We start from the raw sequence: 25,598 nt of genomic DNA on the forward strand, positions 1-25,598 counted from the left end.
AAATTATCGACGACGATTGTCTGAGGCTATATCAAGTGACTCAAGCCACCGTAGTTTTTCCCCGATTTTCCGCTCCAGTCCACGGTCAGAAGGCTGATAGTACTTTCCCTGCTCCATAGCATCGGGAAAATAACATTCACCGGCCGCATAGGCATTTTCTTCATCATGGGCATATCGATACCCTGCACTATACCCAAGATTCTCCATCAATTTGGTGGGGGCATTTCGAAGATGCATGGGCACTTCATGGGAAGGATGGCTGCGTACATCATTAAAGGCGGCTTTCATAGCCCGATAGACGGCATTGCTCTTGGGGGCGCTGGCGCAGTAAACCGTAGCATGGGCAATAGCGAGATAACCTTCCGGCGCGCCCAAACGCTCAAAAGCCTGCCAGGCATTCAGGGCGATTTCCAGGGCGCGTGGATCGGCATTACCTATATCTTCACTGGCAATAGCCACCAGACGACGGACAACATATAAAGGATCAGCCCCACCATCAATAATCCGGGCCATCCAGTACAGGGCACCATCTGGGCTGGAGCCTCGGACAGACTTATGGAAAGCGGATATCTGGTCGTACCATGTTTCACCATGGTTATCGAAACGACGCAGGTTTTCTACCAGTACCCCTTCAAGAATATCCTTGGTAATGCAGCTATCCGAAGCCAGGTCAGATGCCACTTCCAGAAGATTGAGTACCCGGCGGGCATCACCATCAGCGGCCTGAACAATAATATTCCGAACATCGTCACCCACCTTAAGATTCAGCTCCCCCAAACCACTCTCTTTATCCGTTAAGGCATGGTCGAGTACATTTCTTAAAGTGGCATTGTCGAGGGACTTCAGCACATACACCCTGGCCCGGGACAAGAGAGCGTTGTTTAACTCAAAGCTGGGGTTTTCCGTGGTCGCTCCCACAAAGATCACAGTGCCATCTTCAATATGGGGGAGGAACGCATCCTGCTGGGCTTTATTAAACCTGTGCACCTCATCGATAAACAGGATTGTGCGGCGACCGGACTGTTCCCGATCCATCTTTGCCCGCTCAACCGCTGCACGAATATCCTTTACCCCGGCAAGTACTGCAGACAGACTTTCAAAACGGGCATCACAGACATTAGCTACCAGCCGTGCCAGGGTTGTTTTCCCAACCCCGGGCGGCCCCCACAGAATCATGGAGTGAGGTGTTCCCTGGGCCAGGGCAACCCGCAGAGGCTTGCCTTCACCCAGAATATGTTCCTGACCGAGATAATCATTCAGAGTTCGTGGCCGCATACGGGCCGCGAGAGGCTCATAGGCCTCCTGGTGTTTTCCAAGAGAAGCTCCGAACAGGGAATCAGTGGTCATCAGCGTACAGACTTCATCGCGGCGGATGTCTGATTAATAACATCCACACCGGGGGGAACATAGAGTTCAAAGGCTTTGTCTTTCACCGGGCCATTGGTTTTTACTTTGGTAAAGGTGATCCGGGTGCGGGAACCCAGAGCATCCACCATCACCATCTCCCGCAGAACCTTCTTACGGAAAGCCAGTTGTAACTCCAGGAATGGGCTGTCTTTGCCTTTTGGCACCAGGGTGAAAAAGTGTCCACCATCCACTTTCGACATGGTTACGGTAAAATCCTGCAGAACCCGGGTGGTATCCCCACTGAGCAGCAAGGCTGGTGTTGCGCTGGTGCGCACATCCAGATCCTGCAGGGTTACCTGTTCCATATCTTTATCGTAATAACTGACCCTGCTGCCGTCGGAGACAACATCCTGGGGAAAGGGTTCAATAACATGCCACCGAAACAGATTCGGGCGCTTCAGCACCATATCACCACGGCTTGCCTGAAGTTTGCGCCCGCTGTCGTCTAGCGTCACTTGTTCAAAATCGGCACTCAGGGTATTAATACCCTTGAACAGGCTGGACAGTTCCCGGGCGGCCTCCCGCTCTTTTAAACCGGTAACCTGAACTGAGGATTTCTGTGTACTCTTTTCTTTAGTCACTGCCACTGTAGTTGCCTCCGCTACAGCGGCTACACAGGTCAAACCGAGGTTACAGGCAAGCAGGCCCGCAAGCAGTGTTGTGTGTCTGTAAGCTGGTTTCTTTACCATTCTGTCTGTCTTTCAATATATCGGTTATCGAATCGGTGCAGGGGCTATGACTTCCCGGTTACCATTGCTGCCTGCCGGGCTGATAACACCAGCACGTTCCATGGCCTCAATGATATTGGCCGAACGGTTATAGCCAATCTTCAGCTTACGCTGCACAGAGGAAATAGAGGCTTTACGGGTTTCAGTTACAAAAGCGACAGCTTCATCGTACAAAGGATCCTGCTCAGCATCGCCACTCTCGCCAGCCTCACCGCCACCCTCTTCAGAGCCACCGCTGAGAACCTCCTCAATATAATTGGGTTCTCCCCGTTTCTTCCAGTCCGCCACAACCCGGTGAACTTCATCATCACTGACAAAAGCGCCGTGCACGCGCACCGGCAGGCTGGTACCCGGAGGCAGATAGAGCATATCACCATGGCCCAGCAACTGTTCCGCCCCCCCCTGATCCAGGATGGTACGAGAATCAATTTTTGAAGAAACCTGGAAACTGATACGGGTAGGCACGTTAGCTTTGATCAGGCCGGTAATCACGTCCACAGAAGGACGCTGGGTCGCAAGAATCAGGTGAATGCCCGCCGCCCTTGCCTTCTGGGCAATCCGGGCAATCAGTTCCTCTACTTTTTTGCCGACGATCATCATCATGTCAGCAAACTCATCTATCACCACCACGATAAACGGCAGTGTTTCAAGCTCTGGTGGCGTATCTTCCGGAGAGACGGGCTGATAGAGCGGGTCGAGGACAGGCTCTCCCGCTTTTCCCGCATCCTTAATCTTTCGGTTAAATCCGGCCACATTCCGCACCCCCATGGCCGCCATCAGCTTGTAGCGGCGCTCCATCTCCGCCACACACCAGCGCAGACCGTTAGCCGCTTCCTTCATGTCAGTAATCACCGGACACAGCAGATGGGGAATGCCGTCATACACCGACAGTTCCAGCATCTTGGGGTCAACCATAATCAGCCGCACATCTTCCGGGGAAGCCTTGTACAGCATGCTGAGAATCATGGCATTCACGCCTACAGACTTACCGGAACCAGTAGTACCGGCCACTAGCAGATGGGGCATCCTGGCCAGGTTGGCCACAACCGGCTGACCGGCAATATCATGGCCCAGGGCCAGAGTCAGGGCTGAGTCCGCCCCATCAAAGGTCTGGGAAGCAATCAGCTCACTGAAATAGACTGTTTCCCGGTCTTCATTGGGAATTTCAACACCTACAACAGATTTCCCGGGAATCACTTCCACCACCCGCACACTGATCACCGCCAGTGAGCGGGCCAGGTCTTTAGCCAGATTGGTAATTTTGCTGACCTTCACCCCGGCCGCAGGCTGTATCTCAAAACGGGTAATCACCGGCCCCGGATGCACAGCGACAACTTCGGCTTCCACACCAAAGTCTTTCAGCTTAAATTCCAGCAGCCGGGACATTCCCTCCAGAGATTCCGGTGAAAAGCCTTTCTTCCGGGATTTATCCGGCAAATCCAAAAGCCCCAGTGCAGGTTTTTCACCCTCAGGAATATCTGAACCAAACAGGGGCTGCTGTTTTTCCTTAATAACCCGTGAACTGACTGGAGGGGCTTTAGGAGGCGGAGCAATTTTCGGCGGTTCCCGGCGTTGCTGCCGCTCTTTCTCCTGTTTCAGCATTAACTCGCGGTCTTTGCGCTCTTTCCTCTCAGCCTTCAGCTCCCGACGTTTCTCCTGCCAGGCCGTGAAATCCAAACGTTGTTCTTTGATGATTTCAATGGCTCTTAACACCAGATAACCGGTGCCATCCATCAGAGCGAACCAGGACAGATCGGTAAACAGAGTGATACCAAACAACAGCAGGGCCAGAAGTACCAGGGTAGAACCATGGAAGCTAAGCAAAGGCTCCAGAAGCTCTACGGTCTGAAGACCAATAATACCGCCCTCAGTGAAAGGCATATCCGAAATATTGGAACCATGTAAAGTGATCAGTGCGCCACCACAGACCAGACAGAGAATCAGTCCGGTAAAACGAAGGGTAACCAGGGCACCGCTCCAGGGTTGGGGGTCATAACGTTCCCGGAACACTTTCCAGCCCTGGAAACAGAACAAAAAAGGAAAAAGAAAAGCGAGAAAGCCAAACAAATTCAGGAAAACATCGGCAAACCAGGCACCGGCACGACCACCCATGTTATTAATATCCGTCACCGGGCCAATATGGGTCCAGCCGGGATCACCGGGGTTATAACTGACCAGGGACATGGCGAGATACAGCCCCAGCACAAGAAAAACCATCATCAGGCCTTCCCTCAGGCGTAAAGCCAATGCGCTCTGGATATCCTCCTGGACACTCTCGTTAGAACCCGTTCTGGCTGTGCTTTTGTTTGCGCTTCTGGAACCCTTTGCAGAACTGTTCTTCGGGCTGTCCCCGGACTGTGCTTTCCTTTTGATCACCCTGCCCTGCCGCATCCATGAATGTTTACCATAGGTAACTGTATTGTATGGCTTTTCCGCTGCGAGTACATACTTTCCGTTATACGAATCTTGTGATCAGCGCTTTCTGCATATCTCTTCAGGTGCCAGAAAAGAGTTAGGGCAAGTCAGTCGGGCACTGGACTTCAGAGCAGGTTAAACTGCCCACACGATCAGAAGAAGAACCCTGAAAGGAAGTCCTCGACGCTCGCCGTTGGATTATTATTCAGCCATTCATCTACAGCACCTGGGTCTTCGAAACAGTATACCTTTAACTCGGCAGCAACTTTCTGCCTACGAAACTCACTCTCAGTGAGCGTTATAATATTTCTGTCGTCAAGACGACAATGAGGGCAGTTTTTTTTCTGATTCAGACACATTTTCAAACAGTGCTCATGAATGGGCTGTTTGCAGCAGCTTAGCCTTCTAACTTCGCCTTCATCTGTACCGAGGCAGATCAAACAGTCTTCTCCTGATACAGCAGTGTTTCCTGTACATTCTGCTTGAGTAAAATGGGATATATCAGCAGAAATATAATCTGATGAAACTGTTGTTTGATGAGCACAGACACAGTGGCTTTTATCTTCACAACATGTTGTGCACATTAAGTCTTCGAGTGATTGCCAGCACTTCAGACAATCACCTTTAACTGGTAATCTTTTGCGGGTGTCAAGCAGGCTTGCTACCGTACATTTCCTGCAAAGCAAATGACCACAAGGTCTGGGACAATCATTTCTGACCCAGTCTTCAAAACAATATATGCACTTAACTATACGAACTTCTTTCTGTTGAAACTGGGCTTGATTCTGGCCTGCCAAGCCCTGTTGGCTGGAACTCACATAACGTGGGTTCATAGCTACGTTCAAAGACGCATCCATAACAATGATCCATGGTTTCTGATACTTCAATAGAAAACAAGCGAGCCATAAAGTTTCATTCTGGACAGAATCAATGACAAGTCAGTCAATATTAACAACACTGATCGCAAATGAGTCACCGGGAATATTGGGCTTCTGCGAAAATCCGCTGATCCAGCACGCCAAAGCGATTAAAAGCCACTTTAAGGCTGAGCTTAAGATTCAGGGAGATAGCCATCATCATGGAGAGGAAAATACCCACCATAATGGCGATCTGGTATTTGGCCGCCGTTAACGGCACTGCCCCCCCAAGAATCTGGCCTGTCATCATCCCCGGCAGGGAGACAATTCCCACCGTGGCTATACTGCCCAGCACGGGAGACAGAGATGAACGCATGGCTTTATGGAAGAAAGGCTGGACAGCCTCCCAAACCGTAGCCCCCAGCAACAAATCAGAGAGATAGACCTGCTCACGGCTTTTCAGATTGGAATAGAACGTATCCAGAGCCCGGATATTTCCCTGAAGGCAGTTGCCCAGCAACATCCCCCCCAAAGGAATAAGGTAGCGTGCATCGTAAAACGGCTCAGGTTGAATAAGCATCAACAGGAATAACCCGACAACCAGCACCATGGCCAGCATCAGGCTGATCTGTGTCACCAGAAACAGACGCTTGACCGACAGCCCGGCCCTGCGCACAACACTGACATTGGCCACAGTAATCATCACAACCAGCCATGTAAGATTCAGCCAGAGGTTGTTCAAATCAAAAAGAAATTTCAGATAGAGGCCAACCAGCAGCATCTGCACAGTCATACGAACGACGCTGGTGACCATATCCTTACCAATATCCATCAAACCCCAGCGCCAGAGGCAATAACCGGGCACGGCCAGCAGGCTGATAAAGCCCAGTAACCGAAACAGTTCAATATCAACCACACCGGACATAAGGTGTCTCCCTGATTATCTGACCTTTGTTCATGGAAATCACCCGGTCGCAGTGTTGAATCCAGCGCTGGTCATGGGAGACAGATACCACTGTCAGCCCACGGTTCAGTATTTCATTAACAACAGCTTTGGCAGACTTATCATCCAGCGCCGATGTAGGCTCATCCACAAAAATCACTTTATGCTGTAACAGAAGCACCCGGATAATATTCATCCGCTGTCGCTGGCCGCCGGACAGAACGTCCGGATCAGAAGAGAGTAAATTCTCTTCCAGCCCCAGCCTGTCCACTAATTCCAACATCTTATGTTCAGGAAAGGGCCTGCTCTTAAAAGCGGAAAATTGAAATGGTCTTTCCAGGCTTTCCCGTACAGTACTGCCCTCCATCTCTGCTTCCTGGCCGATAAATCCTGATTGCGTCCTTATACTCTGCACCGATTGTGCAGTGACCGACTGCCCAGAAAACTTATATTCACCTTTCTGCCAGGAAACAGCGCCCAGCAGCAGCTTCAACAGTGTGCTTTTCCCACACCCTGAAGGACCTGTCAGAACCACAGATTCCTCTTTCCTGATAGTCAGGGAAATATCCTTCAAGACATCGGTATTACTTATGCGGGCACTCACATGTTCAAGGGAAATCATCACGTTCCACCCTGCTCGTTTCTGATTGACACACAACCATTACGTCAATAACCTTTTATATTATCGCAATCCAATATCGAAATACGATAACGACAGAAAGAGTGAAAGACAAGATTATTAACCGCCTGTATTCAGGCTTCATCCAGATTCATATCCTGCGCCACGCCAGCAGGGGAACGCTGTATGGTTCATGGCTGATAGAGCACCTGAAAAACCACGGCTACAACCTCAGCCCGGGAACTCTGTACCCCATGCTCAGGCGTATGACAGAAGATCAGCTACTCACTGTGCATGAAAAAAACGTAAATGGCCGTATTCGCAAAATCTATCAGTCGACTCCGCTGGGGCAAGAGGTTCTGGAAGCTGCAGAACTCAAACTCAAAGAGCTGACAAAGAATCGTTTTTATAAGAACTGATGCGATTAATCCCCACATCGTGTTCTTCTTCACATTTTTTAATAGACGGCATTTCCCTGTTATTCCCATCCCGTTATAACAGTAGCAACCCCTTTAACCTGACTTTTTCTATGACCACGATTACCCAGGCCCTTGTTGTTGATGACTCTAAATCCGCACGTTACTCCCTGAAGAAAACCCTTCAGAAACAAGGTATCAAGTCCTACTTTGCCGAATCCGCCGGCGACGCCCTGAACATGCTGGAAACCCGGACGCCAGACGTAATTTTTATGGATCATCTAATGCCGGGCATGGACGGTTTTGAAGCCACACGGGTGATTAAAGCCAACCCTGCTACTTCCCATATACCAGTGGTTATGTGCACTTCCCAGGAAGGCTCCACCTATGAAGATGAAGCCAGGGCTAATGGCGCTGTCGCCATATTGTCAAAACCAACTCCGGAAGAGCAGCTAAACAGTGTTCTGACCCGGCTTTCCAACCTGGACCCTGATGAAAAAAAAGCATTAGAAACAACACCAATACTTTCAGAACATCAGTTTAAAACCCTTCTGGACAAATATCGGCCAGAGCTGCTCGCAGACCTTCAAGTATCGGCAAAAAAAAACCTTGACCAATCTCTGTCATTACAGGCTGAAAAATTAAAGCAGGAACTGGAAGCTGGCTTTGGTACAACAGCAAAAGAGCAGGCCGACCAAACTGAGTCACAACTGAACAACCACATCACTAAATTAAGACAGGAGTTGATTACAACCCTTACGGGGCAGCTGACCACGCTGCTCGGCAAACAAATTAAAATCACTTTGCAGGATGAACTGGCAGGCAAAGACGACTCTGACCGTGAACACCCCCTGTTTGAACGCATAAACAGACAGATCAAAGAAAATGTTAATCATCTGCTAAACCGCGAAATCCAGGGAATTATGGCCCGCCATGAGCAACAGCTGATTGATTCCTGCCGCCGGGAAATCGCCAAAGAGGGTACCAGATCCCAGGTTATTTCCATCGCATCTCTTGCTATCGGGCTGGTTGCCCTGACTCTCAGCATTATGTCCTGACATAATACTGAGAGTAACTGTAATAGCGCCCTTCTCGGTAAGATTAGCGCCGTCAACAAAGGCTTGAAGAAAAAACCGGGACAGATCTATTTAAGCTACAAATGGGTCTGTCCTGGCTTCTACAGGCTGGCTCTGTTCGCAATAAATATTGGTAGCATGAGCTACACTTCTGTTCATCGGTTTCTGTCGTATATGGAACCATCGTCGTGCAGCAGACACAATTTGAAGCGTTTCTGAAATCTCTCAACACATTATCCCCTGAACAGCTGACCTGTTTGCACAACACCTTGCCGCCATGCCCGAAGGGGCCAGAAAGTGCGAGCCAGTTAGATCAGGAGGCATCGCATTGGCTTAACCCACATTTATTGTGAACAGAGCCCCTGCATCAGGTGCGCAGAAGGCGTCAACTGGATTTACTTGTATGTCTTTCTATTAGATGTTTGTATCTTTCTTTTTCTTCTTCTATTGATCTTTCCAACTCTGATATTTTCTCTCTAAGTATTGATGCTTCGGCCTTTAAATTTAATATTTCTGACTCCATCTGTATTTTTTTAATTGCTTCAGCTTCTCTTATATAAGTTTGGTTGGATTTATTTTTCATTTTTCTTCGGTATTCTTTAATAGCAACCAACTCATTTTCTGTTAATTTTTTTTCCCGGCATATCATCTTTAATTTTTCAAATCGCATTAATTCAATGTCTGAATCTGATATGTCAAGCTTTTCAATAAAAGCAGGGCGAAATGTAAGAGTTTGAGGCGACGTATGCTTGTGAACTGTTCTCTCTTTATTACTCCCGGATGGAGAAGAGACTGGAGATTCAGATTTGTCAGAGGTTCTTTTTATTACTATTACTGTCTCTACTCCAGGTGTAGCATGAGTTGTTACTTCTGTACCTTTAATTGGTAACACTGGATTTAAATTCATTTGTTAATGTCCATAATATTGTTGCCTAGCTTAAAATTGAAATTATTATAACAATAATAATTATTATTGTCTTTATAACAACTAAGTTAGCAAGGCGGACATAACTGGTGATATAACGCCTGCATCAGGTGCGCCGCAGGCGTCACCTGGATTATTATGCCTACTTGCTTATTCGTTAGTTGACTGTTGTGTTCAGATAGTAACCTATTGGAAATTCTTAAAGTATGCAGGTTCAATCTATGAATCAAGTTGGATTTTCTTATGGGCATGCCTTTTCATATTATCCGGAACAAATAACTTATTTTACTAGTGTTAAGTTTTTGGGGGTAAGACTTATAGATGAGAACAAAATACTATTAACAGTTTATGGAGGCTCAAGCTCTATTCCTGTGAGTTTGTATGATAGAGTTATCAATAAATATGAACCTGACTATGAACTTTGTCTTCACCGGCAAGAAAATGCCGATTATATCCATAATCATTTTCAAATAAAAAACTCCCATTTTGGGCGATCTCTTCAGTCAATTTTTAATGAAACAGCATGGGCGATTTCACACAAGCATCAACTTTTAGGTGCTCTTAATTATTTATCCTGCAATAATGAGCCTGGCCTTTATTTTTATGATGGCAGTTTAATTAAAAGAGAATCACCTGAAGGAAATAACTCTATACATGGCCCTTTGGACATTTATGAACGGGCTGTGAGTTAATTTCTGGGCCTAACAGTTCATATGTATGAACTATATGTCGTCTAACCTGCTACACGAGATATTGAAGTTCAACAATCCCCCCTTTCAAAAAAAATTTTTATAGCGCACATAATATTTTCTGTAGTCGAATTTATCTCTATCTCAATCGCTCTTCAAGAGCGCTGTTCAAGAGCGCTGTTCAGCAGCCTTCGACGACCATATCCTGCCAGGCGAAGGTGGGATTCAGACCTTTGTTCAGAAAGTGTTTGATGGCATCAAGAGGAGCCAGATCAAATACGGCGCTGGCTTCAAAGAAATTGTGGATTCTGGTCAGCATGGTTTTTTCCACCGGCACCGGCCTGTGCGGTGCGTCTTTTTCTATATGGCTTGTCTGGCACCACTAACAGGCTGGTCAGCCTGGATGACATCAACGGAACCCTCGCCTTCTGGATGACTCAAAACTGTGTAAGATGCCGCCCCTGTTTTGTTGGTCATTGTTTGTTCAGTCAGTGCGGGGAGGCTTGACCAGAATCCAAACAGGAACCCCGCTTATGCAGCGCAAGAATGGTTTGTTTTTTATGAAAGGGCTTTCATGTGTCCGGCAATGTTGTGTCGCTTTGTTGCTGGCGGTTTATAGCTGGGCAGCGGTGGGGCAAACTCCTGAGCCGCCTTTTACGGCCTATCCGCAGAATGTGACTGTTCCATGTTGTGAGCCGGGGGTATTCACGTGTAATGGCTCATTTGCAGTTAGCGTGGGGTGGGAATTTACATTTAATAATAACACGCAATTTGTAACCGCAGATAATAACCCTCTCAGCACAAATCTGAATATCAATGATAATTTAGGTACTAGCGCTTCCAGTACATTAACCGTAACTCAATAACGTGATGATTTTCAGGGGGGTAAGGTTCGATGTGCATTTCTGCCGGACGTCACACAGGGTTTTTTTTATAGCTCCTTTGCTTTTCTGACAATTCTTCCGGGTATTGGCAGAGTACAGAATCTTCGGTTTAACACAGGTTTCCAACGTCTATTATGGGATAAGCCACAAACCTTTAACATCACGTCTAACGGGGTTCACTACGATGTCTTTATAAAAGATACCTTTGATAATCGAACAATTTCGAAGATCCAAGCCACGTCAGAACAATCTACTGCCGTGACCAATGTTCCAGGCTGCCGGAATTACCTTGCACAAGTCAATGCGACCGCTACGCAAAACGGCGAGTTCGTTAACATGTCGTCACCCGCTGAGGTTACAACAAGAAGTCCCGGAGTTTACTACACCCTGGAGGACCTGAAAGCCCCTGATGCCGGAGACAATACCTTCATCGTGCCTCTGCGTTTGGATGGATCGGATCGTGCCTGCCCCCAACGGCTCACCGTCGATTATGAAACGGGCAATTATAGTCTGGGTTTCGATGAATTTGCCGAGGACGTGGTTGGCGGCAACCTCCAGCCGATGGGGAGTGTCGAGCTGCCGGTGAACATTACCCTGCAGGCCGGGAAAACAATATATAACGTGAGAGCCAGCATTCTGAATGAAGCGGATGGTGTGGAGGACTCGACATTCGCGGTCTTTACCATTGAACCCCAGCCTTCCCCAACGGTGTCGTCTTCTGATGGGGCCTTATCCACTGGCACAGAGCAGACAACTACCACAGAGACCACAGAGACCGGGGACAACACCGTTACCATCACGGTGTCCCGCAGCCAAGGCAGAGGCACCCACACGCGGACGATTACCCTCACCCCCACCAGCACACCGACAGCAGAGGAACCTGTGGATAACGCAGGGGCAATAGCCGGTGGCGTGATTGGCAGCGTAGCCACCGGGGTTATATTTGCAGGCATAACATTCGCGGTTGGCTATGCCTACTATAAGCACAAGCGCCGTACCTCCGGTTCTGGGGATATCGAGATGCAGGCCACCCACTGATGAGCAGGGATAGCACTGAGCAGGAATAGTTAAGCGAGAAACGGGCGACTGTGGGCCGGGGTTATTTCAACAAATACCCCGGCCTTTTTTGTTTGAACGGCTCTCTGGCCTTTCAATAAACCCATCAGTCTTCCGAACAGCGTCGCTTTCTGCACGGTTTCGACGGCCTGCTGGTCGGGGATGTCTAACGCTTATGTGTGGCTATTCGTGAGCAGGTGCACGAATAGCCATTTACCAAGATTTAATTAATAACCCAGCCAGTAGAAACGCCCGTAATCAACCAACACCTCCTCCCCTTTAGCAATTGACCTATGATTGACCACAAAGATATAGGGCCAGCTGTTGTAGGTCATCAGAACAAAAAAGGCATTTGCTGAACGCCCTGGCTCCCCGGGGCGATAGGTAGTATTGGCATTAATACATACAGTCACATTGCCATAGCCATAACCACACAGATCAAGGCGAATATTTTCCAGTGAGCAATCTACGGCGTAACGACCCACATTACTGCCATGGATGTTCTGTTCTTCTGTCAGATCATGCCCATGGCAATACTTCCCCACATAAGGTCCCAACACGGTGAAAGGCTCAATGTCCCGGGCCGCAGCTACGCCACTTTGCCCCCGTAACCCTTCCCGGGGGTCACTTTCAGACAAAAAAATATGGGACAGGCTCTTTTCCAGAGCCTTAGCTCTTTCACTCGGAGACATAGTGAGCCAGTATTCAACAATGCCAGCCCAGGTAGAGGTATTGGCCAGTGCCCGGTACACACCTGGCAATCGAATACCCGCCGGCAACTCCACCTTATCCTGATAGTGTCCGGACGGCTTCAGGCGTTTATAAAGCCATTTCGCCTCTTCACCAAACTGATGCAGGGCTGCCCTGTTATCCCAGTAGCGGTTTAAAATCCTAACAGCCGACGCTTTACGCTTGCGCAGCCCGGATTCTTGCTCTTTCAATGGGGGCTTCAGTACAGGCTCAAAAGAGCCAGGAACGGGAACCACGGGAACTCCATAAAGACATATACGCTGTTCCCAATTCGGCTGTTCTTTCTGCCCAGAGCGGTTCTGTTCAAGGTGGGAACGGACATTCTGTAACTTACGGTTATCAGACTTCCCACCGGCTTCAGTGAACACAGAAGATGGCATACTTGAGGATGTAGCGCCCGTGCCGGGAATTTTGGAACTCCCTGTCATAATTTTCTTCCCTGCCTGCACTCTTTTGATAACACCATCTATCAACAATAGTTCTCTATCCGTTGAGATAGAAAGATCCCCCCGGCAGCATCGGTGCCCCTCGAAAGAATCAGTTATTCAACAGGCATAAAAAAACCGCCAAATGGCGGTTTTTTTATGGGGCGATTTACAATGGCAATCGATTAGCTTTTGTCCTTGGCCGGGAAGGTGATTTCGGCTTTCTCACGTAGATTCCTCAGATATTCTTGATAAAGCTGGCGACCGGCACGCATGGCTATGGTCGCACCCATCATACGGGCCTGATCACCTCCAACAGTTTCCGTGCCCTGGGTGACCTTGCTGATCATAATCACAGCCTGATCGCCATTGGGCAGAACAGCAGTACCAAAGCTGGCTTTGCCATCAACCGGGTGTGGCATACGGAAAGCTTCCGCCAGCACCTGGGTCGGAGTTTCCCGGGAATAGCGCAGAGCAGCTTTCTGTTCAAACCAGGCCACCTTGTTGTCAGTGGCGACAGTTGCAGCATCAGCGCCTCCAGACAGCTCACTGACCAACTTGTCGGCACGCTCTTTCAGCACTTCTGCGCCCTGCTTGTTGCGCAGAGTCATTTCGATTTCACCAGTCACATCAGCCAGCGCCTCACGTGCGGGCTTCCTGTGCTCCTTAACGTGAAGAACCAGAACCCGGTCTTCATCCAGCTCAACCAGGTCACTGTTGGCACCAAGGTTAATCACATCATCACTAAAAGCCGCGGCAATCACACCAGCATTAGCGGTAACACCCTCACCGCCATTGCGACCAAACAGGCCGGTTTCCTGAATCTCCAGCCCAATCTCTTCAGCGGGCTGGGTCAGGTCAGAAGCTTCAAAGCTGATATCCGCCAGCTTCTGAGACTTATCAACAAATATAGGATCAACAGCCTGCTCACGCAGTTCGCGGATAATGGTGGGACGCATCTGTTCCAGGGTTGGGATACGGGCTTCCGCAGCACCATCACGGCGAATCAGCACAACACCGAACTCGGTCTTAACCGGAACGGAAATTTCACCAGGCCCCAGGGAGACCAGGGTGTCATCAAATTCATCGCCGAAGAAACCGGTCTCAACAACCCCCAGGCTACCGCCCTTCTGGGCAGACTCAGAATCATCGGAGAATTCCTTGGCAAGGGTTGCGAAGTCAGCGCCCTCATCCAGCTGTTTGCGCAGTTTCACCGCTTCCGCCAGCGTCGCGGCCTGATCACGGGAATCGGAAGTTTCCAGCAGGATCATGGACGCTGAAGTCTGGTCAGCGGCCTGGGCCTTAAGTTCAGCCACATTGGCGTCATAACGGGCCAGAATATCGTCTTCACTGACATCAACATCTTCACGTAACCTGGCCTTATCCAGCACAATGTAACGAACACTCACCTGCTCTGGCCGCATAAAACGAGTTGCTTCAGCATCATAGTAGGCCTGAATATCCGCCTCGGTAACAACGGCGGCTTTGCGGGCTTCTTCTGCATTGAGCAGCACCCAGGATACATCACGGGTCTGGCTCTGCAGATTGATCAGGGCCTGCAGTTCATGAGCAGTGGCAAATTCAGACGCAGCGATACCAGCCTGCAGCTGGGTAGCTACCATCTGCTGGCGCAGCACATTACGGAATTGGGACGGTGTCATACCCAGGGTGCGGATGTACTGTTTCAGGCGCTCAGGCCCATAGCGGCCATCAACCTGAAACTCAGGGGCTGTACGGATGACCTGATCAACTAATTGATCGGATATTACCATATTATTCTTTTCAACTTGCTGGCTCAGCAGGGCTTTCTGGATCAAAGACTCCAGAGAAGACTGCTGAAGCATACGGTCATCCAGCATGGACGGATCGAAGTTGTTCCCCGCCTGCTGAAAAATCATCCGGCGCTGCTGATTCATAGCTTCCATCAGTTGTCGCTGGGTGATTTTCTCACCGTCAACACTGGCAACCTCCGGATTACTGGAATCGGGCCTCAGGCTCTCCAGCCCGAAAATAGCAAATGTAAAGGCGATAAAGGCCACAATCGCCTTCGCGACCCAGCCCTGCGCCTTATCCCTCATGTCCTGCAGCATAGTGACCTCTGCAACTTCCTCAGAAAATCCATGACCTTTCAGCTGCCGACCTGAGTCCAGACAGGCTGCGCTTTCGGGCAAAATAAACAGATCCGCAAGGATAACAGACACTCCCGTAAGAATCTGCCTTTCCCGCACATTAAGTGTAAAGTGTACCGAAATCAGGGCCGAATAGGGTTTTCTCTTTGCCCCCGATATAAGAAGGGCGTATCCGTAGACACGCCCTTCCGGGTAACTGGTGTTACGCTGTCCGACCAGGCCGGAAAAGTATCAGTTCACGGCCTCTTTCAAAGCCTTACCTGCCTTGAAGCTGGGAACACGGGAGGCCGGAATTTCAATCGGCGCGCCGGTCTGGGGGTTGCGACCGGTACGGGCAGCACGATCTTTTACGTCAAAGGTGCCGAAGCCGACCAAGGCAACCGGGTCACCGCCCTTCAGAGAGCCGGTGATAGAGTCAATCAGGGCATCCAGTGCCCGACCGGCAGAGGCTTTCGGGATATCTGCAGATTCAGCAATTGCATCAATAAGTTCGGATTTATTCACTCTATTCCCCTTTCGATCAAAGATCGCCTTAATGTGTTGAACCGGGAAGAATACCTGTAAAACAAATATCCCGTCAGTCGTCCTGAACAACGGTAAAGTACAAAAGCTACCAATGTGGCCTTATCAGAAAGCGATGTCCAACAGGGCTTTATTAATAACGGTGTGGAATGATTTTTTATACCAACTGCTTTCTATGACTGTCAAGAATACCGCGCAAATAAAGGGCCGACGAACGAAAAAACGTTCGCCAGTTACCATTAATGGGTATTAATCCCAGCTTCGGCAGAGTCGTCTTCCTTAACAACAATATCTGTGTCAACCAGAGGCTTGGGGACATACTGCAGAGCGACCTCAAGGACCTGATCAATCCACTTCACTGGTCGTATATCAAGATCCTGCTTGATGTTCTCCGGTATTTCCTTGAGATCACGGGCATTTTCATCGGGAATCAGCACCGTGCGAATACCACCACGGTGAGCCGCCAGCAGTTTTTCTTTCAAACCGCCAATAGCCAGCACCTGCCCCCGCAGGGTAATCTCACCGGTCATAGCCACGGAAGCACGTACGGGAATACCCGTCAACACCGAGACCAGAGCCGTACACATAGCGATACCGGCGCTCGGACCATCCTTGGGTGTTGCACCTTCCGGAACATGGATGTGCAGATCATACTTCTCATGAAAATCGGGAGAAATACCCAGTACCCGTGAACGACTACGGACGACTGTCATAGCCGCCTGGATAGACTCCTGCATCACATCACCAAGAGAACCGGTCTTGGTGACCTTGCCCTTGCCGGGAACAGAAACAGTTTCTATGGTCAGCAGCTCACCACCTACGGATGTCCAGGCCAGACCTGTCACTTGCCCTACCTGATCCTGTTCTTCCGCAAGGCCATAGTTGAACTTGCGCACACCGGAATAATGCTCCAGATCTTCAGGCTGTACCGCATCGGTCACATCTTTACGGCCCAAGGCTTTCTCTTTGACAACCCGACGACAAATTTTCGCTATTTCACGTTCCAGTCCACGGACACCGGCTTCCCGGGTGTAATAACGCACCAGATCACGAATCGCTTTTCTGCTGATATCCAGTTCATTTTGTTTCAGGCCGTTACGCTTCTGCTGCTTGGGCACGAGGTAGCGCTGGGATATATTGATCTTCTCATCCTCGGTGTAACCGGGAATGCGGATCACTTCCATACGATCCAGCAGCGGTGCCGGAATATTCATGGAGTTTGAGGTGCAGACAAACATTACGTCCGACAGATCATAGTCCACTTCCAGGTAGTGGTCGTTGAAAGCGCTGTTCTGCTCCGGGTCCAGCACTTCCAGCAGTGCAGACGCAGGATCACCGCGCATATCAATACCCATCTTGTCGATCTCATCCAGCAGGAACAGCGGATTCTTTACACCGGTCTTGGACATTTTCTGGATCAGCTTGCCGGGCATGGAACCGATATATGTACGACGGTGGCCACGGATTTCCGCTTCATCACGCACCCCCCCCAGGGCCATACGGACAAACTTCCGGTTTGTGGCACGGGCCAGGGATTCTCCCAGGGAGGTTTTACCTACACCAGGAGGACCAACAAGGCAGAGCACAGGACCTTTCAGCTTACGTACACGCTGCTGAATAGCGAGATATTCAAGGATACGCTCTTTAACTTCTTCCAGCCCATAGTGATCCTGATCCAGGATCTGTTCCGCACGCTTCAGGTCATGGCGAACCTTGCTGCGCTTCTTCCAGGGTACATTGATCATCCAGTCAATATAACCACGGACAACTGTAGCCTCGGCGGACATAGGCGACATCTGCTTGAGCTTCTTCAGCTCAGCCATAGCCTTTTCCTGGGCCTCTTTCGGCATCTCAGCCTTTTCAATGGCCCCTTTCAGGGTCTCCAGCTCATCCTGTTCTTCATCCAGGGTACCCAGTTCTTTCTGGATAGCCTTCATCTGTTCATTGAGATAGTACTCCCGCTGGCTGCGCTCCATCTGTTTCTTGACACGACCACGGACACGCTTTTCCACCTGAAGCAGATCTATTTCTGTTTCCATCAGATTGATCAGGTACTCAAGACGTTCAACCAGATCAACAATCTCAAGAATCTTCTGCTTCTCTTCTATATTCAGAACCATGTGGGAAGCAATACTGTCGGCCAGGCGGGCAGGCTCACTGACTTCAGACAGTGAGCTGAGCACCTCGGAAGGCACCTTCTTGCTCAACTGAACATACTGCTCAAACTGACTGTAAAGGGATTGGGTAAGAACTTCGCCACGACGTTCCTCGACTTCATCTTCCTTGAGAACATCAACCACTGCCGTACAGTGTTTGTCGTGGACGTGCATGGAGCACATCAGCGCCCGCTGGCTGCCTTCAACCAGCACTTTGACGGTACCATCAGGAAGCTTCAACAACTGAAGAATATTGGCGACGGTGCCCAGCTGGTAAAGGTCATCGGTAGCAGGATCATCGTCCTGGGCGTTCCGTTGGGCTACCAGGAAAATGCGGCGATCAGATTCCATCGCCAGATCAAGAGCCTGTATAGATTTATCACGGCCAACAAACAGGGGGATAACCATATGAGGGTAAACAACCACGTCCCTCAAAGGTAACAGCGGCAATTCAATCCGTTCGCGCTGGCGAGTATCTTGTTGTTCCATGTACAGCCCTCTCTTGTTGTACTTCCCAGCCGATAAACTGGCCGGCGGCGCTCTACTGACCCTGTCGTCAAGAGCCTGACTCTAAGATGAGGGTTCAAGTCGCAAAATACAAGAACAAACAGAATCAAACCTATCAGACCGAAACATTCCCTTCAGGTTCCTGCAAGACGGTCAGGGAAAATAACGGAGACAGACGGGGTCAGCAGACAAAAAAAAGAAAACAGGCCGGTCAGTGACCGGCCTGACGATTACCTCGGCAGCTATATAAATAACAATGGAAGATTACTCTTCCGGCAAAGCCCGGGGCGGCTCCACATTTTCATACATCAGCAGCGGCGCGGACTCGCCACGGATAACACTGGCGTCAACCACAACCTTAGTGATAGTCCTGTCAGAAGGTACGTCATACATGGTATCCAGCAGGACATTCTCCAGAATGGAGCGCAGACCACGGGCACCGGTTTTCCGCTCCATAGCCTGGCGCGCCACTTCTTTCAGGGCGTCCTGACGGAAATCAACCTCAACATCTTCCATTTCCAGCAGGCGGCTGTACTGCTTGGTCAGGGCATTCTTGGGCTCGGTCAGAATACGTACCAGTGCCTCATCATCCAGCTCTTCCAGAGTGGCGACAACCGGCAAACGACCAACAAACTCGGGAATCAGGCCAAACTTAACCAGATCTTCCGGCTCAACCGTCTTGAAGGTCTCACCAATACTCTTACCGCTGTCTTTGCTTTTCACTTCCGCGGTAAAACCGATGCCGCCCTTATCAGTACGATCGCGAATAACCTTCTCCAGACCGGCAAATGCGCCGCCGCAGATAAACAGGATATTAGAGGTATCCACCTGCAGGAATTCCTGCTGAGGATGCTTACGCCCCCCTTGAGGAGGGACTGAAGCGACTGTACCTTCAATCAGTTTCAGCAGCGCCTGCTGTACACCTTCCCCGGATACATCACGGGTGATGGAGGGGTTGTCAGCCTTGCGGGAAATCTTGTCGATCTCATCGATGTAAACAATACCCATCTGGGCCTTCTCGACATCGTAATCACATTTCTGCAGCAGCTTCTGGATAATGTTCTCCACATCCTCACCGACATAACCGGCTTCGGTCAGGGTGGTCGCGTCTGCGATGGTGAAAGGGACATTCAGCAGCCGGGCCAGCGTCTCCGCCAGCAGGGTTTTACCTGAACCGGTAGGGCCGATCAGCAGGATATTGCTCTTGCCGAGCTCAACATCTTCTTTCTTGCGGTTGTCACCGGCTTGAAGTCGCTTGTAATGGTTGTAAACTGCAACGGAGAGTACTTTCTTGGCACGGGCCTGGCCAATTACATACTCATCGAGGATATTCTTGATTTCCCTCGGCACAGGCAGCTTCTCGCTGGTACCTTCCGGTACATTATCCTGCACTTCCTCGCGAATGATGTCGTTACATAAATCTACACATTCGTCACAGATGAAGACCGAGGGACCGGCAATGAGCTTGCGCACTTCATGCTGGCTCTTGCCGCAGAAGGAGCAGTAAAGCAGCTTGCCGCCGTCTTCGCCCTTTCCATTTGTTTGGTCGGTCATTCGCTAATACCCTGTTTTCGCGGGACAACTCAAGATAAGGACGCAGCTTTTTTAATACCTTTTAGGAAGGGGTGCCACGTTTATTCCTGAGAATGTTTACTTTTCTATAGAGACAAGATGCTGCTTTTACAGCAATTTTTCAAGTTTAACCTTGTATCCGGATTCGCCCCTGAAGTCCGATTCCCAAGGTAACTGACAGCACACCTGGAATTCACCCAAAAGCCGACACCTGATATTCGCCAGATTTGGAGAGATTCGGAGAATAGCCCCGATTCCCGGTATAAGTAAAAGAAAATCTGCCCGACACCGCCTTCGGGCAGATTTCAGCCACAGTTACTTCTCTTCACTGTCACTCTGGGCGCGACGATCCATAACCTTGTCAACCAGGCCATATTTCACAGCATCTTCAGCGGCCAGGAAGTTATCCCGGTCAGTATCCTGCTCAACTACCTCAAGAGGTTGTCCCGTGTGGTGGGCCAGTACCTTGTTAAGCTTATCCTTGATGGTCAGGATCTCGCGGGCATGGATTTCAATATCCGACGCCTGACCCTGGAAGCCACCAAGGGGCTGGTGAATCATCACCCGGGAATGGGGCAGACAGAAACGTTTGCCGTTCTCACCCGCTGCCAGCAAAAGAGCACCCATACTGGCGGCCTGACCAATGCAGTAGGTGCAGACATTTGGCTTGATAAACTGCATGGTGTCGTAAATAGCCATACCGGCTGTTACGGAACCACCCGGCGAGTTGATGTAGAGGTGAATGTCTTTGTCCGGATTCTCTGCTTCGAGGAACAGCATTTGGGCGACGACCAGATTAGCCATATGGTCTTCAACCTGACCAACCAGAAATATCACCCGTTCCTTGAGCAAACGAGAATAGATATCATAGGAACGCTCACCGCGTGCAGTCTGTTCAACGACCATCGGCACCAGTCCATTGGCGGTAATGTCGGAAGCACGGTAATCGATAAATTGGGACATGTCCTTGAATGGCTCCTTGTCAGTCTGGGATGCCGCTTGGCGACATCCCGTTCAGGGGCCGTGGGAATAACAAAAGCCCGGATCAGGCTTCAGCTGCTTCCTCTTCGACACCCTCTTCGTTTTTGGCCGGGGCCGGCTTGATAGCTTCTTCGTAACCACAGGCTTTTTCAGTCACCTGGGCTGCTTCCAGAATAGTATCTACCACCTGTTCTTCGAGTACAACATACTGAACCTGACTCAGCTGCTGCTCGTTACCATAGTACCAGTCAATAACCTGCTGAGGCTCCTGGTACGCAGAAGCGATCTCTTCAATCATGGCACGAACACGATCCTCATCGGCCTTCAGCTCTTTCGCCTTAACAATTTCTCCGACGATCAGGCCCAGACGAACACGCTTCTCAGCTTCATCCTTGAACATTTCACCGGGCAGACTGCCGGCGTCCAGACCCTGCATACCCTGACTGGCAAAACGCTGTACAGCCTGCTCCTTCAGACGCTCAATCTCCTGATCGATCAGGGCACCGGGCAATTCAACAGTGTGAATATCCAGCAGACCGTCCATCACCTGATTCTTAACCTTGTTCTTAACCGCCTGGGTCAGCTCACGGTTCATGTTCCTGGAGACTTCCGCACGGAAGGCATCCAGATCACCATCTTTAACGCCATAGCGCTCAAAGAACTCGGCATCCAGCTCGGGCAGTACAGACTTCTGCACCTTCTTCACAGTGATAGCAAAGACAGCGTCCTTACCCTTCAGGTTTTCGGCCTGATAGTCTTCAGGGAAGGTCACGTTGACGTCTTTCTCTTCACCGGCCTTCATGCCGGCGATGCCGTCTTCAAAACCAGGGATCATGCGACCGGAACCCAGCACCAGGGGCTGCTCTTCAGCTGAACCGCCGTCAAAGGCTTCGCCCTCTACGGTGCCCTTGAAATCAATGGTTACCTGGTCACCGGTTTCAGCGGCAGCGCCTTCTTCCGCATCTTCAAAGGTCTTGCTCTGTTCACGCAGGGTTTCCAGCATGGTGCTGATATCTTCATCAGAAACTTCAGCCACAGGCTTTTCTACGGAAATTTTGGAGAGGTCGCCCAGTTCAATGTCGGGATAAACTTCCAGGACAGCAACAAAGACCAGATCGCTGCCTTCTTCAAAGGTTTGGGGTTCGATTTTAGGAGCGCCTGCGGGGTGCAGTTCTTCCTTGATAACAGCTTCCATGTAGGAAGACTGCATCACCTCACCCAGGACTTCCTGGCGTACACTCTGACCATAGCGCTTTTTAACCACCTTAGTCGGCACCTTACCCGGACGGAAACCGTCCAGCTTAACCTGCTTACCCATATCCTTCAGACGGTCGTCGACCTTGGAGTCTACGGTTTCGGCAGGTACCGTGATGGTTAAACGGCGCTCGAGGCCGGAAGTCGTTTCAAGTGAGACTTGCATGGTTAATCCTCATAAACCAAATGTTGCAACGAGCATCTGCTTCAGAAACAGACCCGCTTTTTGCGGACCCTAGTACAGAAAAGTGCAACAGGGTATCAGATTCCCAAGCCGCACAGAACAGGGCAATAGACCATACTGCTCAGTTTGCATAGTGATTTTCAACCGATTCCCCTGCAATACCCACGGCACGGAGGGTTTGAACTGGTTGTTTTTTGTGTAACACAAACCAAAAGGCCAGTTTTAACGTACGAAAAAAGGGGATAAGCACGCTTATCCCCTTGCATTCAATTGTATGGTGCGGATGGAGAGACTCGAACTCTCACGCCTCTCGGCACTGGTACCTAAAACCAGCGTGTCTACCAATTCCACCACATCCGCATAGCCAGAAATAAAAAAAGGACTCTTCCAACAATCTTTCTTGAAAATGGGGTGGATGAAGGGGATCGAACCCTCGACCACAGGAGTCACAATCCTGGGCTCTACCAACTGAGCTACATCCACCATAACAAAACTTTTGAATGCACTTCTTTAATCGTAAAGAAAGGTGGGGTGGACGAAGGGGATCGAACCCTCGACCACAGGAGTCACAATCCTGGGCTCTACCAACTGAGCTACGTCCACCACAATTTCTTACACCGAACCCTAACAGATCCGACAGGCCGGCATATTACCTAAACAGCCAAAACTTACAAGCACCCTGCCAGGAAGAACCCGAAAAAGCATAGAACACTCTTATCTTTACAGATAAGAGGAAAACTTAAATATCAGGAAATGCATCCGGAAATGGCACGCCCGGCAGGATTCGAACCTGCGACCGATGGCTTAGAAGGCCATTGCTCTATCCAGCTGAGCTACGGGCGCCCGAAAACCTGACAAGGACTCAAAAATGGTCGGGGTAGAGAGATTCGAACTCCCGACATCCTGCTCCCAAAGCAGGCGCGCTACCAGACTGCGCTATACCCCGATTCATTAACTGCTCACCCTTTCAACCCTTCCGAATAATATTCTTCAACTTCGAAACCTGTGTTTTCCGTTGAAGATCAGTTGGTTGGCAGCGAACGAGACGCATTATTCAGTTATCTCACTGTGTTGTCAAGCTGTGTTGTCAAGCTGTGTTGATTCAAACAATGATAGTCAAAACCACCATCTCTAGCGAAACGAAGTTATCCAACAATTCTCGCTTATCTTTTCTATAAAAAACAACTAACGCCAGCGGTAAACGAGCGGCCTGAAAAATCAGACCGCCTCCCTTTCCCATAATTTCTTCTACTTTTATGGACTCACGAAAAAACCATAGAACAGACCAAAACGTGAAAATCGCACATCCTGTTTACATACTTTTTCTAGGGGCGCTGCTTTCCTCAAGCACATACTGTCAGGGCGCAACCTGTCTTGTTGTCGCAAGAAAAGACAAGCCAGACAGGGAAATACAGATTCACCAAACATTCCTTGAGCAATGCTGGTCCAGAATCAATGTCTACATATTCAGCGATGATGAAGAGGCGGAAAAAGCAGCTCCTGACCTTATTCCCGACCATATAAACTGGCTCCCCTGGCACACAAACCAAGGAAACACAATTTCCACGGGGCAGTCCCGGGACAAAACCACCTCCTATGCAGCATGGGTCATAAAGAACTGCAATTCCGCAGCTTCCCCGGCTTTCACTCCTCTGGAGATGGGCCACCTGGCAGGCAGGATCATCAGCGCCATGCCAGGAGATCTCCCGACCACACAAAGGCAATGCACAAATCTGGAGAAAACGGACTTTGGAGGCAATGATCTTATTATTTCCATTGCGGAACAGGAAGGAGGCATAGCCCACTTCTTCCTTCTTCAACAAAACTCTGCCGGGCAGCCCCATGGCTTCACCCTGTCAACCACTCCTTCAAAAGTAAGCACGGATGAACTTGCAGGACAGCTGGCAGCTCTGACACTTTCATCTCAACCAGCCTCACCGCAACCTGTCTCATCACAGCAAGCCCATGGATACCCCTCACATCATACAACCCCACCTGTAGCTACACCCAGACCGCGACCCAGAACAGTACTTTCAGGAGCGCACGCAACAATAAAAAAAGCCTCTCGCACCGGGGGCGCTATTGAAAAAGGATTCTTCCCGCCAGATGAAAATATGATTGTTCCCATTGAAGCCCTGAGCCTTGCAAAGGTTAGAAAGACCGCCTCGCAGCATCTGCAAACGGAATCAGCCCTTGTTGAAACCGGGGAACAAGAGGATCGCAACAATGTTCTGATTATGAGAGACAAAATCACTGGACGAAGCTACGTCGTCAAAACAGCCAGCCTCCCATCCTCCTTGCATCTGAATGACAACCCTTTCGTGCAAACCCTGATCCGTGAAATTCTGGCTCTTGAGCTATTAAAGCACCCCAACATTATCCAGAGCTTCGGTTATTTCCACAGCCAGCAGGGTGGAACCCCCAAGCTTGGCCTGGTGCTTGAACATATGAAAAACGGTGACCTTGTTAACCTAGTTGAGCAGTTGATAGAGCTGGGCAAACGGTTGAGCGAAGACGATGCGAGATTTATTATTTACCAACTGGCTCAGGCCGTGGCTCATATCCACTCAAAGGGCTTTGCCCACAGGGATATCAAGCCAGAGAACGTCCTGATCCGGTATTCACTGAATCCTTTTAAAATACACAGTATAAAACTGGGAGATTTTGGTTTTATTACTTACAAGCACAGGGACTTCCCAGTTCTTTCCAGCAAAGGTTCTCCAGACTATGCAGCCCCAGAACTGTTCACCCAAAGCACCAGACCCATTGATATCATGGCTACCGATATCTGGGGTCTGGGCGCACTGATGTTTTCACTTCTTCTGCAGGAAAGCCCATATCCGGACTACGATTCTGACATCCCCGAACAACTAAAGGCATTGGTTCAACAAAGACGGTTTAACCGGGAAAACCTACCGGAAATAGGTACACGCAGAGCATCTCGAAAACTACGCGCACAATTTATATCGGAAGCGGCCATTCAATTGATTGAACAGTGCAACCAGCAGTATCCGGAAGACCGTATCAGCAGCCAGGAAATATTACTCCACTCCTGGCTCCACAGAAGACCCAAACAGTAAAGGCAGCCTTTTCCGACCGCCGA

Annotated in this window: 21 protein-coding genes and 5 tRNA genes; 6 read left to right on the top strand and 20 right to left on the bottom strand. The window is 49.8% G+C overall.

Annotated elements, in window-relative coordinates:
• Nucleotides 1-3: 3 nt before the first annotated feature.
• From ACY2RQ_RS13840 to ACY2RQ_RS13865, 6 genes are all read right to left on the bottom strand, one after another.
• Nucleotides 4-1,347, bottom strand: a complete 1,344-nt coding sequence (locus ACY2RQ_RS13840; protein ID WP_490113578.1) for a replication-associated recombination protein A — start codon at nt 1,345-1,347, stop codon at nt 4-6.
• Nucleotides 1,347-2,096 (bottom strand): outer membrane lipoprotein periplasmic chaperone LolA, encoded by a 750-nt coding sequence (lolA, locus tag ACY2RQ_RS13845; RefSeq protein WP_490113579.1) that lies wholly within the window; start codon nt 2,094-2,096, stop codon nt 1,347-1,349. Before lolA ends, ACY2RQ_RS13840 begins: the two co-directional genes overlap by 1 nt.
• Nucleotides 2,097-2,120: 24 nt before the next feature.
• Nucleotides 2,121-4,511 (bottom strand): DNA translocase FtsK, encoded by a 2,391-nt coding sequence (locus tag ACY2RQ_RS13850; protein WP_490113580.1) that lies wholly within the window; start codon nt 4,509-4,511, stop codon nt 2,121-2,123.
• A 191-nt stretch (nt 4,512-4,702) separates the two neighbouring features.
• A complete protein-coding gene (locus ACY2RQ_RS13855) occupies nt 4,703-5,407 on the bottom strand; it encodes a hypothetical protein (RefSeq protein ID WP_490113581.1) in 705 nt (234 codons plus the stop codon).
• A gap of 115 nt (nt 5,408-5,522) precedes the next feature.
• Entirely contained in the window at nt 5,523-6,332 is an 810-nt protein-coding gene (locus tag ACY2RQ_RS13860; RefSeq protein ID WP_490113582.1) for an ABC transporter permease, read from the bottom strand.
• Complete coding sequence (locus ACY2RQ_RS13865) at nt 6,316-6,972, bottom strand: ABC transporter ATP-binding protein (protein WP_490113583.1); 657 nt, start codon at nt 6,970-6,972, stop codon at nt 6,316-6,318. The genes ACY2RQ_RS13860 and ACY2RQ_RS13865 overlap by 17 nt, the downstream gene beginning before the upstream one ends.
• Nucleotides 6,973-7,073: 101 nt before the next feature.
• Between ACY2RQ_RS13865 and ACY2RQ_RS13870 the strand changes: the two genes are divergently transcribed.
• On the top strand, nt 7,074-7,388 hold the full coding sequence (locus ACY2RQ_RS13870; RefSeq protein ID WP_490113584.1) for a PadR family transcriptional regulator: 315 nt from the start codon (nt 7,074-7,076) through the stop codon (nt 7,386-7,388).
• A gap of 110 nt (nt 7,389-7,498) precedes the next feature.
• Nucleotides 7,499-8,443: a response regulator gene (locus ACY2RQ_RS13875; RefSeq protein ID WP_490113585.1), complete on the top strand. Its 945-nt coding sequence runs from the start codon at nt 7,499-7,501 to the stop codon at nt 8,441-8,443.
• A gap of 403 nt (nt 8,444-8,846) precedes the next feature.
• On the opposite strand, the gene ACY2RQ_RS13880 is transcribed toward ACY2RQ_RS13875, so the two are convergent.
• Nucleotides 8,847-9,368, bottom strand: a complete 522-nt coding sequence (locus tag ACY2RQ_RS13880) for a hypothetical protein (protein WP_490113586.1) — start codon at nt 9,366-9,368, stop codon at nt 8,847-8,849.
• Nucleotides 9,369-9,607: 239 nt separating this feature from the next.
• Between ACY2RQ_RS13880 and ACY2RQ_RS13885 the strand changes: the two genes are divergently transcribed.
• Nucleotides 9,608-10,078: a hypothetical protein gene (locus ACY2RQ_RS13885; RefSeq protein ID WP_490113587.1), complete on the top strand. Its 471-nt coding sequence runs from the start codon at nt 9,608-9,610 to the stop codon at nt 10,076-10,078.
• A 178-nt stretch (nt 10,079-10,256) separates the two neighbouring features.
• Here ACY2RQ_RS13885 and ACY2RQ_RS13890 read toward each other — a convergent pair whose 3' ends face one another.
• The gene (locus tag ACY2RQ_RS13890) at nt 10,257-10,394 is read right to left on the bottom strand and encodes a hypothetical protein (protein WP_490113588.1); all 138 of its coding nucleotides are present in this window, start codon (nt 10,392-10,394) and stop codon (nt 10,257-10,259) included.
• 214 nt (nt 10,395-10,608) lie between these two features.
• Between ACY2RQ_RS13890 and ACY2RQ_RS13895 the strand changes: the two genes are divergently transcribed.
• Both ACY2RQ_RS13895 and ACY2RQ_RS13900 read left to right on the top strand, forming a co-directional pair.
• Nucleotides 10,609-10,941, top strand: coding sequence for a hypothetical protein (locus ACY2RQ_RS13895; protein ID WP_490113589.1), 333 nt, complete (start codon nt 10,609-10,611; stop codon nt 10,939-10,941).
• 354 nt (nt 10,942-11,295) lie between these two features.
• Nucleotides 11,296-11,997: a hypothetical protein gene (locus tag ACY2RQ_RS13900; protein ID WP_490113590.1), complete on the top strand. Its 702-nt coding sequence runs from the start codon at nt 11,296-11,298 to the stop codon at nt 11,995-11,997.
• 245 nt (nt 11,998-12,242) lie between these two features.
• Here the strand turns inward: ACY2RQ_RS13900 and ACY2RQ_RS13905 are convergent, their stop codons facing one another.
• The 12 genes from ACY2RQ_RS13905 to ACY2RQ_RS13960 form a co-directional block, all read right to left on the bottom strand.
• On the bottom strand, nt 12,243-13,193 hold the full coding sequence (locus ACY2RQ_RS13905) for an SET domain-containing protein-lysine N-methyltransferase (RefSeq protein ID WP_490113591.1): 951 nt from the start codon (nt 13,191-13,193) through the stop codon (nt 12,243-12,245).
• A 182-nt stretch (nt 13,194-13,375) separates the two neighbouring features.
• Entirely contained in the window at nt 13,376-15,391 is a 2,016-nt protein-coding gene (locus ACY2RQ_RS13910; protein WP_490113592.1) for a SurA N-terminal domain-containing protein, read from the bottom strand.
• A gap of 159 nt (nt 15,392-15,550) precedes the next feature.
• Nucleotides 15,551-15,823: an HU family DNA-binding protein gene (locus tag ACY2RQ_RS13915; protein WP_490113593.1), complete on the bottom strand. Its 273-nt coding sequence runs from the start codon at nt 15,821-15,823 to the stop codon at nt 15,551-15,553.
• Between the two features lie 257 nt (nt 15,824-16,080).
• Nucleotides 16,081-18,486 (bottom strand): endopeptidase La, encoded by a 2,406-nt coding sequence (gene lon / locus ACY2RQ_RS13920; protein ID WP_490113594.1) that lies wholly within the window; start codon nt 18,484-18,486, stop codon nt 16,081-16,083.
• Between the two features lie 282 nt (nt 18,487-18,768).
• Nucleotides 18,769-20,058 (bottom strand): ATP-dependent Clp protease ATP-binding subunit ClpX, encoded by a 1,290-nt coding sequence (clpX, locus tag ACY2RQ_RS13925; RefSeq protein WP_490113595.1) that lies wholly within the window; start codon nt 20,056-20,058, stop codon nt 18,769-18,771.
• A gap of 333 nt (nt 20,059-20,391) precedes the next feature.
• The gene (gene clpP / locus ACY2RQ_RS13930) at nt 20,392-21,039 is read right to left on the bottom strand and encodes an ATP-dependent Clp endopeptidase proteolytic subunit ClpP (RefSeq protein ID WP_490113596.1); all 648 of its coding nucleotides are present in this window, start codon (nt 21,037-21,039) and stop codon (nt 20,392-20,394) included.
• A gap of 82 nt (nt 21,040-21,121) precedes the next feature.
• Entirely contained in the window at nt 21,122-22,477 is a 1,356-nt protein-coding gene (gene tig, locus ACY2RQ_RS13935) for a trigger factor (RefSeq protein WP_490113597.1), read from the bottom strand.
• Nucleotides 22,478-22,770: 293 nt separating this feature from the next.
• A tRNA-Leu gene (locus ACY2RQ_RS13940) sits at nt 22,771-22,855 on the bottom strand.
• 47 nt (nt 22,856-22,902) lie between these two features.
• Nucleotides 22,903-22,978 (bottom strand) — tRNA-His (locus ACY2RQ_RS13945).
• Nucleotides 22,979-23,022: 44 nt separating this feature from the next.
• Nucleotides 23,023-23,098, bottom strand: a tRNA-His gene (locus tag ACY2RQ_RS13950).
• Nucleotides 23,099-23,261: 163 nt separating this feature from the next.
• Nucleotides 23,262-23,338: transfer RNA gene (locus tag ACY2RQ_RS13955), tRNA-Arg, on the bottom strand.
• 26 nt (nt 23,339-23,364) lie between these two features.
• A tRNA-Pro gene (locus ACY2RQ_RS13960) sits at nt 23,365-23,441 on the bottom strand.
• A 346-nt stretch (nt 23,442-23,787) separates the two neighbouring features.
• On the opposite strand from ACY2RQ_RS13960, the gene ACY2RQ_RS13965 reads away from it, so the two are divergent.
• Nucleotides 23,788-25,575, top strand: a complete 1,788-nt coding sequence (locus ACY2RQ_RS13965) for a serine/threonine-protein kinase (protein WP_490113598.1) — start codon at nt 23,788-23,790, stop codon at nt 25,573-25,575.
• Nucleotides 25,576-25,598: the final 23 nt, after the last annotated feature.

This window comes from Parendozoicomonas sp. 209JJ7-1 (assembly GCF_058147085.1).